16 protein-coding genes are annotated in these 17553 nt (G+C 52.7%); 8 read left to right on the top strand and 8 right to left on the bottom strand.

All coding sequences use genetic code 11. The features are described from left to right. Positions 1-21: 21 nt before the first annotated feature. Positions 22-1455, bottom strand: coding sequence for a hypothetical protein (locus IE054_RS15880; RefSeq protein ID WP_189408085.1), 1434 nt, complete (start codon positions 1453-1455; stop codon positions 22-24). Positions 1456-1494: 39 nt separating this feature from the next. Further along, a complete protein-coding gene (locus IE054_RS15885) occupies positions 1495-2982 on the bottom strand; it encodes a DUF3336 domain-containing protein (protein ID WP_189408086.1) in 1488 nt (495 codons plus the stop codon). Positions 2983-3185: 203 nt separating this feature from the next. Here IE054_RS15885 and IE054_RS15890 point away from each other — a divergent pair, with 203 nt between their 5' ends. From IE054_RS15890 to IE054_RS15900, 3 genes are read left to right on the top strand one after another with little or no spacing between them, the layout of a single operon-like run. Next, positions 3186-4394 (top strand): DUF445 domain-containing protein, encoded by a 1209-nt coding sequence (locus IE054_RS15890; RefSeq protein WP_189408087.1) that lies wholly within the window; start codon positions 3186-3188, stop codon positions 4392-4394. 1 nt (position 4395) lies between these two features. Then, complete coding sequence (locus IE054_RS15895; RefSeq protein ID WP_229805207.1) at positions 4396-5082, top strand: TetR/AcrR family transcriptional regulator; 687 nt, start codon at positions 4396-4398, stop codon at positions 5080-5082. Between the two features lie 2 nt (positions 5083-5084). Beyond that, a complete protein-coding gene (locus IE054_RS15900) occupies positions 5085-6530 on the top strand; it encodes a wax ester/triacylglycerol synthase domain-containing protein (RefSeq protein WP_189408088.1) in 1446 nt (481 codons plus the stop codon). A 42-nt stretch (positions 6531-6572) separates the two neighbouring features. On the opposite strand, the gene IE054_RS15905 is transcribed toward IE054_RS15900, so the two are convergent. Beyond that, positions 6573-7289, bottom strand: a complete 717-nt coding sequence (locus IE054_RS15905; protein ID WP_189408089.1) for a DUF1439 domain-containing protein — start codon at positions 7287-7289, stop codon at positions 6573-6575. Positions 7290-7525: 236 nt separating this feature from the next. On the opposite strand from IE054_RS15905, the gene IE054_RS15910 reads away from it, so the two are divergent. Next, positions 7526-9148, top strand: a complete 1623-nt coding sequence (locus IE054_RS15910) for a GMC family oxidoreductase (protein WP_189408090.1) — start codon at positions 7526-7528, stop codon at positions 9146-9148. Here the strand turns inward: IE054_RS15910 and IE054_RS15915 are convergent. Further along, positions 9117-9734, bottom strand: coding sequence for a TetR/AcrR family transcriptional regulator (locus IE054_RS15915; protein WP_189408091.1), 618 nt, complete (start codon positions 9732-9734; stop codon positions 9117-9119). The genes IE054_RS15910 and IE054_RS15915 overlap by 32 nt on opposite strands. A 96-nt stretch (positions 9735-9830) precedes the next feature. Here IE054_RS15915 and IE054_RS15920 point away from each other — a divergent pair, with 96 nt between their 5' ends. Both IE054_RS15920 and IE054_RS15925 read left to right on the top strand, forming a co-directional pair. After that, the gene (locus IE054_RS15920; RefSeq protein WP_189408092.1) at positions 9831-10715 is read left to right on the top strand and encodes a crotonase/enoyl-CoA hydratase family protein; all 885 of its coding nucleotides are present in this window, start codon (positions 9831-9833) and stop codon (positions 10713-10715) included. A gap of 14 nt (positions 10716-10729) precedes the next feature. Continuing rightward, positions 10730-12772: an FAD-dependent oxidoreductase gene (locus tag IE054_RS15925; RefSeq protein ID WP_189408093.1), complete on the top strand. Its 2043-nt coding sequence runs from the start codon at positions 10730-10732 to the stop codon at positions 12770-12772. Positions 12773-12818: 46 nt separating this feature from the next. On the opposite strand, the gene IE054_RS15930 is transcribed toward IE054_RS15925, so the two are convergent. From IE054_RS15930 to IE054_RS15945, 4 genes are read right to left on the bottom strand one after another with little or no spacing between them, the layout of a single operon-like run. Further along, on the bottom strand, positions 12819-13379 hold the full coding sequence (locus IE054_RS15930) for a type 1 glutamine amidotransferase domain-containing protein (protein WP_189408094.1): 561 nt from the start codon (positions 13377-13379) through the stop codon (positions 12819-12821). A 51-nt stretch (positions 13380-13430) separates the two neighbouring features. Continuing rightward, positions 13431-14519 (bottom strand): retropepsin-like aspartic protease, encoded by a 1089-nt coding sequence (locus tag IE054_RS15935; RefSeq protein WP_189408095.1) that lies wholly within the window; start codon positions 14517-14519, stop codon positions 13431-13433. 18 nt (positions 14520-14537) lie between these two features. Beyond that, positions 14538-14990 carry an acyl-CoA thioesterase gene (locus IE054_RS15940; protein ID WP_189408096.1) on the bottom strand — a complete coding sequence of 151 codons (453 nt, stop codon included), beginning with the start codon at positions 14988-14990 and terminating at the stop codon, positions 14538-14540. Continuing rightward, positions 14983-15702, bottom strand: a complete 720-nt coding sequence (locus IE054_RS15945) for an FFLEELY motif protein (protein ID WP_189408097.1) — start codon at positions 15700-15702, stop codon at positions 14983-14985. Before IE054_RS15945 ends, IE054_RS15940 begins: the two co-directional genes overlap by 8 nt. 154 nt (positions 15703-15856) lie before the next feature. Between IE054_RS15945 and IE054_RS15950 the strand changes: the two genes are divergently transcribed. Together IE054_RS15950 and IE054_RS15955 are read left to right on the top strand one after the other, a co-directional pair. Then, positions 15857-16414, top strand: a complete 558-nt coding sequence (locus IE054_RS15950) for an elongation factor P hydroxylase (protein WP_373293930.1) — start codon at positions 15857-15859, stop codon at positions 16412-16414. Beyond that, complete coding sequence (locus IE054_RS15955; protein ID WP_189408098.1) at positions 16414-17553, top strand: ATP-NAD kinase family protein; 1140 nt, start codon at positions 16414-16416, stop codon at positions 17551-17553. Before IE054_RS15950 ends, IE054_RS15955 begins: the two co-directional genes overlap by 1 nt.

Below are 17553 nucleotides of genomic sequence, written 5' to 3' on the forward strand. Positions count from 1 at the left end.
TTTTCGTAACTGTGCCCATCATCAGTAGCGGTTCCACAGGTTCTGATGTTTCTTAAACAGGAAGTAGTCAAAAGGCTCCCAGTAGCTGGGAACCAGATCATCAATGGCGTCCGGCGTAAAGTTGGCTGACAGCTTATCCATAATTTCTGTTAACCGTTCGCGGCCAATACGCATTAGTTTTTTGCGGTTTGCGGGAAAGTACAGATTACAACTGCGTTCAATGACATCATCCTGCCCAGCTGAAATATAGGTCAGGTTGCGGCTGACCACCCGACACATTGGTTCTGCCGGATTTTTTGGGTTCAGGCCGGTGACGATGGCACACTCGTACTGATCCCGTTCAATACCGCGCTCATTTTTGGGAATAAAGGTGACGCCGAAACCTTGCGGAAAATACCCGACAATCTTAATAAAGTCTCCTGCAAGCCGTGGATTGAGAGCCTCTTTTTTCGCGAGTTGCTCAATAAGCATGTAACCTTTTGGCAATTCTTTTCGGGTGTAATCTGGTTTGGTTGACAGCACAATAGAGACATAGATCTGAGGGATCTTGATAATTTCACCAATTCCGGATTTACCGACAAACGCATCCTTAACCGTATTCATGGTAAACGCGCTGGCGGCTTCATGCATGGCATTAAAGCGGTCTCGTTCTTCCTTGTCGTTTCCAATATACGCAGGCAGACCTAATCCTTCTTTAATATACCGCAGTGACTGGTAGTAATTAATTTTCAGCAGTTGTTTGCGGTCGTCACCTTCCAGTACCCGAAATTCATCTTTGTCGCCTTCATCGCCGCGCAAAATAGCGATAGCTTCGCTGCTTTGCAGGCCGATATCCTGTAAAACACAGGCCTTGATCAGTGGTAATGCCAGCTCTTCACGCCAGGTATCCTGCCACTTTCGGCTCCCTTCGAACCGTTCAAGCGCCCCCTGATACCTGGACAGGTAAGGATGTGTGATTTTTTCATGGGCCAGCACTTTATCAGTCAGGCGCAGACAAAGTACGGCCTTATACAGTGGCTTGAGACGCTGATGATGACGGGCGAAATTGCCCTGTGGGCCACGGGTAAGTAACATCACGGTGCCAAGAAACTTAGCGCTTAAGTGCTGTGTTTCCTGCCAGGTGTCGCCTTCACACAACGTAAGCAGTTTCAGGGCAACCGAGTCCAGGCGATCGAGTCGGGCAAGCCGTTCATCTTCGAGCTTCTTTTCAGCGACTTTGAGTTTTTTTCTCAGTTGCTCTTCATGCGCCTGTTTCCGCTTACCACCGCCTTCGATTTCCACAAGCTTATCTTTCAGCTCTGTAATATGGGATTCAAGTTCGGGCGTTAGTGTAAAAAAATGACGGGCGTCCTCATAGACGGAGCCCAGGCCCGCTTCCTGAGGATAAACGAGGTCGATGAGCTGCTTGACTTGCTGGGTGTAGATACTGTCTGGATTTTCTGTCTTTTTACTCACTGACAAAGCTTACACTCATAATTTGACGAACAGTTAGGGTTACAGCGCATGGGTCTGGATATCTTCCACATGCCGCTTATGGCCAAGCTCAACTGCTTCGCGCTGTTTTAAAAGGCGTAGATAATAACGCAAAGTTTCACTGATTTTGGTATTTCTTTCAATAACATCGATATGCGGCCAGGTTGACTTTTCACCACTTTCAATCAACGCTGATACACTCTCCAGCGTGGGATTTGCCAGCACCTGAGACAAACTGCGTAGCTGACTGTTCGGTAGTATATTGATGTCACCAACGTATTGCTGGTCGAGTATAGATCGCGCTTTGTGAATTGCCAGTTTCGCGCCACGGTTGTCAATCAGTCGCTCGACCATATCAATTGCGAAAATGCTGTTAGATTTCGCCAGCTGGCCAAGATGACGCATGGTCAGATCGGTCCAGGACGATGCACTGCTTTTGAAGCTGGATAAAAAGGGCACTGCCAGTGGATTTGTCTGACTGACAATGCTGTGGTTCACCCCATACAACCGGGAGAGTCGCTCAAATGGCAGATCCGCCATAAGCGAGCCGTCAGCGAATCGGCGATTAGGTATATAAGGAACCACATCACCTTTCGTGGTTTTCGCTTTTAACTGAACCGGGCTAAAGATCACCGGTACCGCACACGATGCCCGCACGGCTTGCGCAATAATGGCATTGGGAGAGGTTTTGGCATTCAGCAACCGGGAATGCTGATGCAAATCTGCAGGCGACACCGTGATCGTCACATGCCGGCCGGTTTTTTTGAATGCTTCTTCAAAGGTGGTCAGGTCAAACAGGGTGATTAAGGCATTTTCCAGCGACGAACTGTCAAACAGACTTTTTTTACCCAGCCCGGAAAAATTACGCCAGTCTTTGAAGCGCTCGAATATATATTCAGTGTCGAGGGCATCAAGCAGTTCATCATGGGTACGGGTACCCAGCATTGCTGCGATAATCGAACCGGCACTGGCGCCACTGATAACACCTGGCAGTAAATTCTTCTCATTCAGTGATTTCACGACACCACAGTGAAAAATTCCCAGGCCTGCGCCGCCTGACAGCATCAGACAACTGCGGCCAAAGGCGTGCGCGGTTTCTTCGAAAAACGACAGCTTTTCGTAAAAATCCATTTCCTGCTCGTCAGCATGATAGATTTGTTCAAGGGCGCCGACCACTTCAGCAATAAAGGTCTCAATCAGGGTTTTAGTGCCAATCAGACACTGCTCACCCAGCACTGGATTGGCAATGTTGCCCAGGTTGCCATGCAGACCTTCGTGAATAATTGAGGAAAGCGCCATGACATCCGCGCGTCCACGGGCAATTTGCAATCGCTGGACACGTTTTCTGATCAGTCGGTAATCGTAGTCGCGACAAGGATCTTTGTCTTTCCATTCGTCTGCTCCGGACTGCCTGTCATGTTCAAGGCAGGCTTCCCGATATTCCTGATACGTCGATGCATGTCGGATAGCACGCTCGATAGAAAAAAGTCGAGGATTCAAAAGTGCCATAGCCGTACCTCCAGCGCTGTGCGGTTAATTGGGACAACACCTGTCCTAGTGTATGTAACGCAATTAGAAATCACTACCCAATTTTATAAACTTCAGTCTGGCAGTGATGATTGCGCCTTATACCCGGCAAAAAGATTGACCAAAGGCTAAGCAGTCAGTAGCCTGAAGCCATAACAAAAATCGCAGGACTCAACACACCGCTCATGGAATGGAATATTCAGTTGCTGAGTTTGCTGTCCATCCCTGTCATCAGTGCCATAGTGGGGTGGGTAACAAACTACCTTGCCGTCAAGATGATGTTTTACCCCATCGAGTTCACTGGCATACGGCCGTTTTTTGGCTGGCAGGGATTGATCCCGGCCAAACGCCGGGAAATGGCCGAAATCGAAGTGGAACTGGTGCTGGGTAAACTGTTGAGTGTCGAAGAAATGGCCGGGCGCATTGAGCCGGAAGCGCTTACCGAGGCCATTGAACGTCGCCTGCGACAGGTGTTACGCAAAGTGGTAAACGATGTGATGAGCGAATCGGCACCCGGGTTATGGGCTGCCTTGCCGGTACAGGGCAAAAACCTCGTTTATCAGCGCGTTGAAAATGACATGCCCCATGTGGTGCAAAAAATGGTGGAAGACTTCCAGCATAATGTTACGGAGATCCTTGACATTAAAGAGCTGGTCGTAGAGCAGCTGGTGAATGCACCCGAACTTATCAACGAGATCTTTCTGACCGCCGGCAGTAAAGAGTTTCCCTTTATCGTTCGTTCCGGCCTGTATTTTGGTTTTCTGTTCGGTCTGCCGACCATGTTGCTATGGCATTACTTTCAGGCATGGTGGCTGCTGCCTCTGGGCGGGTTGCTGGTGGGCTACGCTACCAACTGGATCGCCATTAAAATTATTTTTGAGCCAAAAAATCCTATCAACATTGGCCCTTTCAAAATTCAGGGGATGTTCCTGAAGCGTCAGAAAGAAGTATCAGAAGTCTACGCGGATATTATTGAGCGAAAGCTGATTACGCCACAAAACATTACCCACATCATATTGCATGGCTCCGGTTCAGCGCAGTTACTGGAAATTATTGAATTGCATGTCAACGATGCAATTGAACGCTATGTCGCCGTCGCACAACCATATTTTGCTCTGGGGGTAGGGTCTGAAAACTACCACCGCATGAAAACACTGGCGGTAGAGCAAATTTTTGAAAACTCTGACAAATATCTGCTTTACGCCTATGATTATGCTAATCAGGCGCTGCGTATAGGTGGCGATTTATGTGAGCGCATGCAGGCACTGACGCCACTTGAGTTTGAAGGGGTGCTGAGACCTGCTTATCAACAGGACGAATGGAAGCTGATCGTGACTGGCGCGATACTGGGTTTGCTGGCTGGTTTTGCGCAACTGTATCTGGTGTTTATGTGAAATGAGAGCCCGTATTAAGACCTCGCAACGGATCCTCCTGACCGCGCTGGCGCTGTTTAATGAGCACGGTGAGAATTCGGTCAGCAGTGTGGATATTGCGCTGGAGTTAGATATTAGTCCGGGCAACCTGTATTACCACTACAAGGGTAAAGAGGTCATGGTCGCAACGTTGCTGCAACTGCATCAGAAAAATATGCTGGCGTTGCTGGCAAGCAAATCGGATGAAGTGCTGAATGCGGATGATCTTTTTTATTACTTCTACATGCTGATCGACCACCTGCATCTGTTTCGATTCTTTTACCGCAGTCCTGCAGACTTATCTGAAAAATACCCTGACACGGTACGTGTACGCAAACGCCTGATGGATGCACTGGAGAGTCGCCTTAACGGTTTGCTCAGTGCGCTGGTCAGAAAAGGCGAGCTCATTGCCACCGCTGCTGACACGCGACTTCTGGCTGAGTTGCTGGAGCAGATTATGATGCAGTCGTGTCAGTATAACGGGCGTATCAATAACCAGGACGATGAGGCACAGCGCTACCATGCGCTGTCTTTACTGATGGTGAGTATTCTGCCCAGGTTACGGCTGCCAGCTGAAACCATAGCGGCAATCCAGGACGCAATTCAACGTCATTCCCTGGCCAATATGACCGCACGTCAGTCGGCAGAATCGCTGGTGCTGGGGGCATAATTGTGGGTTACCGGTTAAGTTTCCTTGATAAATCGTTCTGGCTCACAGAGTCGACAGCGAACCCTAAGCATGTGGGATGCCTGCAGTTGCTTGCGCCACCTGACGATGTGGTAGTGGGTGAGTACGTGGAAACGCTGGTGACCGAGATGAAATCAGCATCGCGGGCGACACCGCCGTTTAACTGTAAAGTTAAAGCAGTGCTCGGCTACCCGGTCGGGTTGCAGCCCGTTCGGCGTATGGCGATGGATTACCATATTCAGCTTCATGTGATTGACGATATCACTGACAAAGTCGCCCTTGATGCATTTGTCGCGCGTCTGCACGAGTCGCGACTGGATCCTGATAAGCCGCTTTGGCAGTACCATTTTATCCATGACAAACGCCATGACAGGTTCGCCATTTATGCCCGTGTGCACCACCTGTATGGGGATGGCGCGACGCTGGTACGCTGGTTTCAGGCTGGATATCTCAGCAAACCGGATACGTCATCGTTTGTGCCGGTCTGGGCGGTGAAGCGGCTGCGCAGAAAGGGCAGTAAGCCTGCAGGCGTTACCCGGCTGTGGCAGTCAGTGACGGGCGCCTTGCGTACTGGTATTGATTTGTTTGTGATCTTCTCGCGGCTGTTATTGAAGCTGGTACGTATCAATCCGCACTATATGCCTATCCCGTTCACCGGCACGAAAACTGTATTGACCGGGCAGGTTAAGCAGGGGCGCGCCGTGGCGACCACTGTGCTGGATTTTGACAGGGTACGGCGGATTGCAAAACGAACCCGCTCCACCGCTAACGAAGTGCTCCTGTGTGCCTTTGATATTGGTGTACACCGGCTTTTGCAGGATCACGGTCACGTGTTTAAGAAAAGTCTGTTTACCAATATGCCGATTAATTTGCGTAAACCGGGAGAGAAGACGTCCGGCAATAAAATTGCCATTGTACCGGTAGAACTGGCGCACGGCGAAACTGATCCGTATTTACGCCTGCGACAGATCATTATTAATCACCGTATTGTAAAATTTGCAGCGCAACACGCCAGACCGGGCGCATTCAGTGCTTATACCATTGTTATCCAGTCGCTGGCGCTGGTCTATGAATGGCTGCATTTATCCAGCCTGGTTAAGCCCATTGCCAATATACTGGTGTCGAATGTACCGGGGCCCACCGATGAACGCTATCTGAAAGACAGCAAGTTGCTTGCCTGCTACCCGATTTCCACTATGACGCCGGGGGGCGGCGTCAATATTACGCTGATGACGTATGCCGGTAAGGCCAATATAGGCATGGTGTGCTGCAACAAAAACATCACGTCATTGCAGCCGCTGGTGGATTATTTTCAGGAAGCGTTCGACATGCTGGAAGCAAGTGTCGATGATCCGTCTCAGAATATTGAGGATATCGGCGAGCACATCGAAAATGTGCCGGTATCGATTGTCACCGACACGCCGCAATAATGATGCGCACAGCCTCTGTGCAGAGCACTACACCCATTGGTGTTAAAAATAAAAGCGCAGCCGGTTGTCTTCAACGCCGACGTGGTGGCCCAGACGCGCAAATAAATACTCACGCCACTGGTCATCGCGCATCTGGTGGTAAAGTTCAGCGTGAGTCAGGGCCGACTCCAGCGTTGTTTCTATCTGAGGCCGGTGATAATCAAGGATCCGCTGCATACTGCCGTTCAGATAAAGCTTCAGGTAATCCAGCGCCTGCGTTGAGACGCCGCCAGAAAGGACTGACAGCCCGCCAATCACCGATTTGCTTAGCAGGCTGCCAAACCCGCCGGGTAATAATTTGTCGATAAGAAAACGGGTATCTTTAATCAGCGCATAGTCATCGTTAATCAGGCGGGCTCCGTCAAAGCGTACATCCTCCAGGTGCAGGGTGGCTGTATCGCTCTCATAGCGAGGCCTGCAACTGGCTGTAAGCATAATATGCGCCCGGTAAATGGTGGCGCTCAGCGCGCTTATTCTGAGGCTGGCAAGTGCCTGCAGTCCAATACGGTTATCGGTCTCGTGCAGCGTAACCTGGCCGCGCTCAACTCTGACCGTCCCCTCGCCAATGGGAGGACGAATAGAAAAACGCTGGGGAAAATGGGGGGCAATGAGGTCATTAAGTTCATCAGGGGTAAAGTCGTCATGGCTTATTTTACCCAGCTTTACCAGCACCCAGCCAGCCGCCACCCGCCACTTATCCTGCCACGTTAACTGGTGCATATCCGTCACAACAATGGTTCGTTCTTAAAAAACCTTAACATAATACTACCCGCAGGTGCGCAACATTTGCTAATCTGGTCGTACCATTTGATGTTGTCGCAAGCAGCCTGTGATGTGGTGCAGTGCCGGGTCACTGCAAGCAGGCCTCACAGCTCGGAGCAGACAACGACACAGGCAGTCATTGGTGTGCCACTCGGTCAGTCAGGCGCACAAGTTTGCAGGCAGAGGATGTGGGTGTGCAGGAATCGGTTCAGACTTACGACTACATTATAATCGGCGGTGGTTCGGCGGGCGCAGTGATGGCGGCCCGGCTTAGTGAAAATCCGGCGAATCAGGTGTGTCTGCTTGAGGCTGGCGGCAAAGACAGCAATCCGCTTATTCATATTCCTTTCGGTTTATCCTTACTCAGCCGGTTCGAGGGCATAGGCTGGGGATATTATACTGCGCCACAACAACACCTTTACGACAGAGAGCTGTTCTGGCCCCGTGGCAAGACACTGGGCGGCAGCAGTTCGGTCAATGCCATGTGCTACATTCGCGGGGAGCGTGCTGATTACGATCACTGGGTAGAGCTAGGCGCCACCGGGTGGGGATTTGACGAGGTCTTACCCTATTTTAAGCAAGCAGAAGATTTTGAAGATGGCCATGATGCGTTTCATGGCACAGGCGGGCCGCTACGGGTAGAAAGTCTGCGACATAAAGAGTCGCTGTCACACGCGTTTGTCAGTGCAGCATCTGAGATTGGCACTGAGATTGTCGAGGATTTCAACCGTGAGGAGCGCGTGGGACTGGGCTTTTATCATGTCACGCAAAAGAACGGGCAGCGCTGCTCAACGGCCAGGGGATACCTGTCAGGCGCGCTTACGCGCAGTAATCTTACGGTCATAACCGGCGTATCGGCTGAGCGCATTTTGGTTAAAGACAAGCGGGCGGTTGGGGTTCAGATACGTGAAAAAGGCCGGATCCGGCGCATAAATGCGAACAAAGAAGTGATTTTAAGCGGCGGTGCCATTAATTCGCCCAAGCTGCTGATGCTTTCAGGCATAGGCCCTAAAGCGCAGTTGCAGGAGCATGGGATACACGTACAGCAGGATCTGCCCGGTGTTGGCGAAAACCTGCAGGATCACCTCGATGCCATTGTACAGATGCGCTGTAAGGCGCGCGTGGGCTATGCCGTCGCACTCAGCGCGATACCTAAATACATCAGGGCGGCGTTCAGTTACCTGTTTGGTCGTCGCGGTCTGCTGTCCTCAAATATTGCCGAGGCAGGCGGCTTCTTACGCTCGTCCCAGGCCGGTAAACAGCCGGATATTCAGCTGCATTTTCTGCCAGCGATACTGGAGGATCACGGCAGGCGCACGGCGTTCGGCTATGGCTATGGAGTGCACGTGTGCTGTCTTTATCCAAAGAGCCGGGGACGGATCACACTGCAGAGTAACCATCCCGAAGATCAGCCGCTTATTGATCCCAATTACCTGGATCATGAAGACGATATAAAGGTGATGACAGATGGGGTACGCATTGCCCGCAAAATACTGGGCTCAGCGGCGTTTTCAGACTATCAGCCCCACGAGGTTCAGCCGGGGACAGACGCCCAGGACGATGCGTCGATAGCGGAGTTTTTGAAAGAAAAAGCCGAAACCATTTACCATCCTGTGGGAACCTGCAAAATGGGCGCGCAGGATGATGAGATGGCGGTGGTGAATACCCGCTTGCAGGTACGCGGCATTGATGGGCTGCGGGTCGTTGATGCTTCTGTCATGCCCAGTCTTATTGGGGGCAATACCAACGCGCCCACCGTAATGATCGCTGAGCGAGCTGTGGCGTTTATTCGTGAGGATGAGGCGCGCCGCGCATAAATACATCCGCTGCACAGTCGCACATGTCATCAATATGACTCTGATCGGCGTAAATGCCGTCAATCAGCAGCCGGGCTATGCCGTGCAGCGTGCCCCAGGTAACCTGCGCCAGGCGCAGCGGATCCTGCTGCTGAGGCAATAACCCCTGAGCTTGCCAGTAGCGTGTCATTTCTACCTGAAACTGAAAGCACGGGTAGGCCACACTTTTCAAATCGTCGGTGGCGCTGTTGCTTTGCCAGATAGGCCGGCCAAACATCAGTTCGTACAATTCCGGGTTGCCTGCCGCAAAGCCAATATAACGATGAATAAATGTTCTGAAGCGCTGTCGGGCGGACAGTTCAGTATTATCAAAAATCTCCCGGGCAACCTGTTGCCACTGCGTAAAGCCTTCTGCCGCAATGGCACTTAACAGGGCACTCTTATCCTTAAAATGGTGATAAGGCGCAGTACGCGATACACCGGCATCTTCAGCCAGCTTGCGCAGGGAAAGACTACCTACACCGTGCTCGGCAATGCGCGAGCGGGCCGTGTTAATCAGGGTCTGGCGTAAGTCGCCGTGATGATATGACTGTGAAACCTGCGCCATCGTTACCTCAAACTTTTTACTTCATATCTTGACAGTGTCAACATACGCTTTTATCTTGACACTGTCCAGTTTGCAGAATTGTTAATGGAGAGGCCGATGACAACCCAGGCAGACGCAATCAAGCGCCACTATGAAACGCTCAGTTTACGTGTGGATGAGCAGATAGGGTATATTCAGTTATGTCGCCCAGAATCCCTGAACAGCATGATTCCGGCATTCTGGTTTGAACTGCCGGAAGCGGTGCACGCACTCGATGCCCATGGTGATGTCCGCGCCATCGTGATCTCATCTACTGGCAAGCACTTTTCGGCGGGCATGGATCTGTCGGTGTTTATGGATATGGCGAAGAGTTTTCAGGCCGATCCTGCCCGCCGTGCAGAGAAAATGCGTCGTCAGGTGCTGGAGCTGCAGGACAGCCTTTCGTCACTTGAAAAGGTCCGGGTGCCGGTACTGGCAGCGGTACAGGGCGGCGCTATCGGCGGAGCGGTTGATTTGCTGTGTGCCTGCGACATGCGTTATGCCACCCGCGATGCCTATTTTACAGTAAAAGAAACGCAACTGGGTATGACCGCCGATCTGGGGACCCTACAGCGACTACCGAAACTTATCCCCGTCGGACTGGCAAAAGAGCTGGCGTATACCGGACGTAATTTCGGCGCTAGTGAAGCGCTTCAGGCCGGCTTTTTAAATCAGGTATTTGATGACCAGCAGCAGATGCTGGACGCGGTAAAAGGCATTGCCCGTCAAATCGCTGCTAATTCACCAATGGCCGTCAGTGGCACCAAGCAGATGATCAACTATGCACTGGAGCACAGCACCGCGCAAAGCCTGGAGTATATGGCAACCTGGCAAAGCGGCATGTTTCAGATGGAAGATGTGCAACAGGCCATGCAGGCCCAGAAACAGAGGCAGGCACCTTCTTATGCGCCGCTTTTCGGTATGCAAAGCGACATCCGCGCCATGCACAAACAAAACGATTAATTTCAGGAGTTATCATGACCGTTTCCGCACACCAGACACGTGCTTATCCTCACCTTTTTCGTCCGCTGGATCTGGGTTTTACCGAGCTAAAAAACCGTATCATCATGGGCTCTATGCATACCGGTCTTGAAGAGCTGCCGAACGGCCACAAGCACATGGCTGCCTTTTATGCCGAACGGGCCCGGGGAGGCGTCGGGCTGATTGTAACAGGCGGTATTGGGCCTAATGAAGAGGGCTCTACGCACCCAGTGACACGTCGCCTGGACAGCGACAAAGCAGTGGAAAATCACCGTGAAGTGACCGATGCCGTGCATCAGGCAGGCGGTAAGATTTGTATGCAAATTCTGCATACCGGACGCTATGCCTACAGTGACAAGCTGGTGGCACCTTCAGCGGTGCAGGCACCGATCAATAAATTTAAGCCCAGAGCGCTTAAAAGCGACGAAATAGAGCAGCAAATTCAGGATTTTATCTTCGCTGCCACACAGGCACAGAAAGCTGGGTACGACGGTGTCGAAATCATGGGCTCTGAAGGGTATTTTCTGAATCAGTTTATTGCACAGCGCACTAATCATCGTGATGATGAATGGGGCGGGGATTACCAGAACCGCATTCGATTGCCGCTTGAGGTTGTCAGGCGCGTGCGTGAGGCGGTAGGTGATGCGTTTATTATCATCTACCGGTTGTCCATGCTTGATCTGGTAGAAGGTGGCTCAAGTGCCGAGGAAGTCGAGCAGCTTGGCAAAGCGATCGAACAGGCCGGTGCCACCATTATCAACACCGGCATTGGCTGGCACGAGGCGCGCATCCCAACCATTAACACCAAAGTGCCGCGTGCGGCGTTTACCTGGGTAACGGCCAGATTCAAACAGGCGCTGACGATACCGGTGATCACCTCTAACCGCATTAACATGCCGGATACGGCAGAAACCGTGCTGGCCCGCGGTGATGCGGATCTGGTGTCGATGGCCCGGCCGTTTCTGGCTGACGCCGACTTTGTTGTCAAGGCCCAGCAGGACCGGGCTGATGAGATCAATACCTGTATTGGGTGCAACCAGGCCTGTCTGGATCATGTGTTTAACGGCAAGATGACCAGTTGTCTGGTTAACCCACGCGCCTGCCACGAGCTTGAGCTGAATGTCACCAAAGCCGACGTTAAAAAGCGGGTCGCTGTGGTGGGGGCGGGCCCGGCCGGACTGGCTTCTGCAGTGACCGCGGCTGAACGTGGTCATGACGTTGTTCTGTACGATGCCGCAGACGAGATTGGCGGGCAGTTTAATATCGCCAAGCAAATTCCGGGTAAGGAAGAGTTTTATGAAACGCTGCGTTACTTCAAACGCCAGATTGAACTGCATGACAATATCACGCTGAAACTGAATACCCGCGTGGATGCCGGGATGCTGAATGAGGCTGGGTTTGATGAGGTGCTGGTTGCCACCGGGATCAGACCAAGAACGCCAGAGATTGAAGGGATTGATCATCCCAGCGTGCTGTCCTACCTCGATGTATTGCGCGACAAGAAGCCGGTCGGTAAGTCGGTCGCCATTATTGGCGCAGGCGGCATTGGTTTTGACACCGCAGAATTTCTGGCGCACGGCGACGCAACGCCCAGTCAGGACATTCCTGCGTTTATGAAAGAGTGGGGCATCGACATGAGCTTTTCAGCCCGTGCCGGAGTGGAAGGGATGACGCCACAGCCGGAGCCGTCACCCCGTGAGATTTATTTGCTGCAACGTAAAACGACACGTGTAGGCGCCGGGCTGGGTAAGACGACTGGCTGGTCTCACCGAGCCGGACTTAAAATGAAAGGCGTACACATGGTTCCCGGTGTCAGTTACGAGAAGATCGATGATGCCGGCCTGCACATTGAGGTGGACGGTGAGCGTCAGGTACTTGCCGTCGATAACATCGTAATCTGTGCGGGTCAGGACCCGCTGCGTGACCTGATTGAAGGCCTAACCTTACCGTACCACCTGATTGGTGGCGCGGATGAAGCGTTAGAGCTGGATGCCAAGCGGGCCATTGATCAGGGCACACGGGTGTGTGCTGCGCTCTGATTGGCATTTTCAAAACAGGCGGGCAGCCGCAAGGCTGCCTGTATTCTTAAACAGTTTGACGGGCCTGTTCACCTTTACTGAATTCATCAATAATGGCCTGGCAAAAGGCGGGCAAGTCATCCGGGTTACGGCTGGTGATAAGGCCCTGATCGATCACGACTTCCTGGTCATCCCACAATGCGCCGGCGTTCAGTAAGTCGGTTTTTATACTGGGGAATGAGGTCACATTTCTGTTTTTTACCACATTCGCTTCAATCAGTGTCCAGGGGGCGTGGCAGATAGCGGCCACCGGTTTATGTTTGCTAAAGAAGTCACGAACAAACTGCATGGCCTCGCAGGACATTCTTAAGCTGTCGGGGTTGGCAACGCCGCCCGGTAGTATCAGGCCGTCATAGTCCTGCGCAGACACATCAGACACGGCGTTATTTGCATCGACCATCTCGCCTTTCTCGTCATGGTTCATGCCTTGTATTGGCTTGCCATCCAGGCTGATGATATGCACCAGTGCCCCCGCTTTTCGTACTGCCTCGACCGGCTCAGACAGTTCACTTTGTTCAAAGCCATGGGTGGCGAGCACTGCGACAGACTTTCCGGTTAGCTTACTCATGATGACTCCGCTTATTGCTGTATGTGCGCGTTTATACGTGAGACTACACGTTTAGTTTGGCTTAAGCGGAGAAAGTGTCAGTGCCGCTTTTTGCTGATCGATACCAAAATGGTAGCCACGCAGTACATTCATTCCCAGCAGTCCATCGGCGTTGGGTAACACCGACGGCGGCAGAACCAGAACAGGCGTATCTTCAATGCGCAGCGGCCCGAACGTCAACACGGGTACTTCGTACATGGCCGCCCGGATCCTGCCCGCTGCGGTATTGACCGTGAAATTGCCAATAAATGGTAGTGCGCTGCGGCGTTTTAGTGCTTTGTACAGCGAATCGGTAATGGCGGTCGTACTGGCTCCCGTGTCAAACAGCAACCGGGCTGGGACACTGGCAAACCGCACATGTGCAAAGTACTGATCGCGCCCTCGCTCCAGTGCAATGGTAATCGCTTCTGATGACGTACTATCCGAAGCCCTGGTATCGGCGGTGTCTTCAGACGCAGGCACCGTGACAAGTAGTCCCCTGATCCGGCTTACAGCGGGATCCGTTGCCGGCAAAGCCGCCAGTACATCTTCGGTGAGTGTCGGTTTTTGCTGCTGTGCATACGCTTCGGCCAGCCAGCGTGCGTACTGGTAATCCGTCGGCATGCGCTGAAATAGTGGCTCCATAAATTGTGCCAGCAATGACCAGTTTGCATTCTGACGAAGCTGGGAGGCGGCGTTACTTGTCAGTGACGTAATACGCGCATTTACCTTGTCATGTACCTCAGCAGCAAGCGGCAGATCCAGCAGCGTGTAGTAATGGAGAATGGCCTCGGACAGTGGCTCCGTTTGCAGTACCAGTTCGGCTTCCAGCAATAGCATCTCCGCATCCAGCGGACTGGCTTTCAGCGCCCGGTTTAGTGCCTCTTTAAGGCGTTCATACTGGCCCGATTCGAGCCACTGACGGTACTCACTAAGCCGGTTCGGAGCAGGGGCTGTTGGGGGGGCAGCCTCAGTCGGAGCCGGGCTGACAGGCGGATTTTCCTGTCTGATGTAAGAGTGGCCATCGGTCCGTGTTTCGACCGGCGCGGATGCCTGCTTTTGCCACAGATAAACATTCAGCGCAACGGAGAGTAACAGCAATACACTTAGCAGGCCTCGCATGCGGCCTCCGATTTGCGTTCACGCCTGCTCAGAGACACAGGCAGCCCCATAACAGGTTTTAAATGCCTGCGGCATCCGTTTCGGCACACCGGTAGACAGACTGACACAGATAAACCGGGTCTGCGCTTCGAACACGGTTTTTTCGCGGCGTGTGCAAATAAACTGAAACTGCCGGGTCAGTGAGAGCTTGTTATCGCAGTCAATGATCCAGGTTGCACAAATCAGCGTGTCATCGAGGTGTGCAGGCTGCAGGTACTCCAGTTCGTGGCGGCGAATTACCATAGCACGGTCACAGGCCTGATAATCTTCAAAACGCAGCCCCAGTGCATTGGAATGGGCCCAGGCCAGCTTTTCAAGCTGGCTCAGGTAAGCCACGTTGTTCACATGGTTATAGTGATCCAGGTGCGCCTGCGTGATTTGCCACGTCTGGGTAAAAGGAGCAGGGCGTCGCCAGGGTAACGAGTCAGACATGGGGCAGAGGATTGTCCTTAGTGATATCGCGGCGCGGATCAAGCAGCGCTTCCATCAGCACGCGCTCCCGGCGCATGACCGGATCGATAAAGCTGTGCACATCGCCGATTGCGTGAAATGCATTATAGCCACGCTCGAGAAATTCGTGCAACGTCAGCAAGCCGGCCAGTTTGGCAGGTCGCCGGGCAAATTTTATCAGCATACCAATGCCACGGATATTAATGACATCGGCCAGCTCCCCACCCAGGTGTTCGATAAGGGCGATCTGCTGTTCACGTTTATCCCGCTCACCGACCTCACGGTAGGCGCAGGCATAGGTTTCGCGGTTAATGACCGGTTGGTTTTCGCCAGGCTGTGCAGCTGCCAGAGACTGGCACACCTTCATATCCAGATCGTAGGATAACGCGTTAAGTGCCAGTGCATCGTCAAGTGCGCGCAGGGCTTTGTCAGGTAATACTTTGGCTAGCTTAGGAATGACCCTGGCTAAATCAGCGTCCCGTTGAGAAAAGTCTTTGGGCCCGTAAAGCTCATCGACGAAAAACGCCATAGCCTGCTGATAATGCGGCTGGCTTGCCAGGTCATGATGGCTGGCCAGCAGTCGCTGACATTGCCATTCCTGCAACTGTGCAATGGCACCAGATAATCCCATGCGTTCGACAAGGTCGCGGTACGCATTGACCTGATGGAGATGTTTTATAATAGCGTCTGACACGTTGTCTCCGGTGCACGCCGTAGCGTGTGTTCGCATTTTTTAGCAGCTTGACCTAAGCGACGCGCAGTTTCAAGCAGGGCTGTGCCATTCGCACCGGCGCGGGGAATTTGCTAAACTTCGCGACTTTTAAGCGGTAAGAGTAAGTAAGGCACACGTGAACAGGCTTGACGACAACCTGCGGGAAGCTAAGCAGGTCGATACCCTCATCGACGCGTTTGAACAGGCATTTTTCCCACGTTACAACACGCGCCTGGTGCGGGGCGATGATGAACCTGTCTATCTGCCTGCAAACGATGTCTGCGCTTTTCATAAGATTGTGTTTGCCCATGGCTTTTTCGCCAGTGCTTTGCATGAACTGGCACACTGGTGTATTGCCGGTAAAGCGCGGCGTCTCCAGGAAGATTATGGTTACTGGTATTGCCCGGACGGTCGCGATGAACAGGCACAGCGCATGTTTGAGAAAGTAGAGGTAAAGCCTCAGGCACTAGAGAAAGCATTCAGTATTGCCTGTCAGCGTGCGTTTCAGGTCAGTACCGATAACCTTCATGGTGCTGAGCCTGACAGAGCGGCGTTTACTCAGGCAGTTGACAGGCAGTACTATCACTACTGTGAAAAGGGCTTTCCGGCGCGGGCCGCGCAGCTCATTAACGTACTGGCGCAGACGTTTGGTGGCGAGGATGCCGCCGCTCAGGCGCAAAAGCAGGTCGCATAATGCTGGAAAAAGTGCAGCAAAAAGTATTCAGGCTGGGGCTGATTGTTAATCCGTTCGCCGGTATCGGCGGCGCGCTGGCTTTGAAAGGCAGCGACGGTGCCGATATTCGTGAAAAAGCCCTGGCTATGGGCGCAGAAAAGCAGGCCAATCAGAAAATGGCCCGGGCGCTGGCCAGTTTGCAGTCGGTCTCGGCGCCGTTTCATATTTATACCGCCAGTGGTGACATGGGCAGCAGTGTGTGCGCGCAATTGGCACTGCCGTATACCGAGGTCTATCAGACCAGCGGCCAGACCGAAGCAACCCATACTCAGGCTGCCGCCAGTGCGATGCTGGAAGAGGGCGTTGATTTATTGCTATTTGCCGGGGGCGATGGCACCGCCCGAAACCTGTGTGAGGTGGTGGCAGAGCAGGTCCCGGTGCTGGGTGTTCCGGCCGGTTGTAAAATTCATTCTGGCGTTTATGCAGTTACGCCGTCGGCAGCCGGTGAGGTGCTGGCGATGATGATCAAAGGCGAACTGGTCAGCGAGGTTGACGCCGAAGTGCGGGATATTGATGAAGCGGCATTTCGTGACGGTAAGGTCATTGCCCGTCAGTTCGGTGAAATGCGGGTGCCCGAAGCGCTGAATTATATTCAGGCAGTAAAAATGGGCGGCCGGGAAGATGATCAACTGGTTCAGGAAGACATTGCCGCGTATCTCACCGAAATGATGGATGATGAGCCAGATACACTGTTCGTTATGGGATCAGGCTCCACCGTTAATACGGTTATGGCGCACCAGGACCTGGCTAACACGCTGTTAGGTGTCGATGTCGTGAAAAACGGCGAAGTGATTGCCACCGATGTTACTGCCAGGCAGTTACAATCGCTGATTGACGGTCAGCCGGCAAAAATTGTGGTCACGGTCATTGGCGGACAGGGCCATATCTTCGGGCGTGGCAATCAGCAACTCAGCCCGGCTGTCATCCGTCAGGTTGGCAGGCAGAACCTCATTATTATTGCCACCAAGCAAAAGCTTCAGGCATTGTCCTCGCGGCCACTGATTATTGATACCGGTGATGCTGAACTGGATGCTGAACTTGCCGGTACCGTTTCTGTGATCACCGGATACCGCGACCGGGTGCTATACCCGGCCCGTTAA

This window comes from Alteromonas halophila (assembly GCF_014651815.1).
Lineage (GTDB): Bacteria > Pseudomonadota > Gammaproteobacteria > Enterobacterales > Alteromonadaceae > Alteromonas > Alteromonas halophila.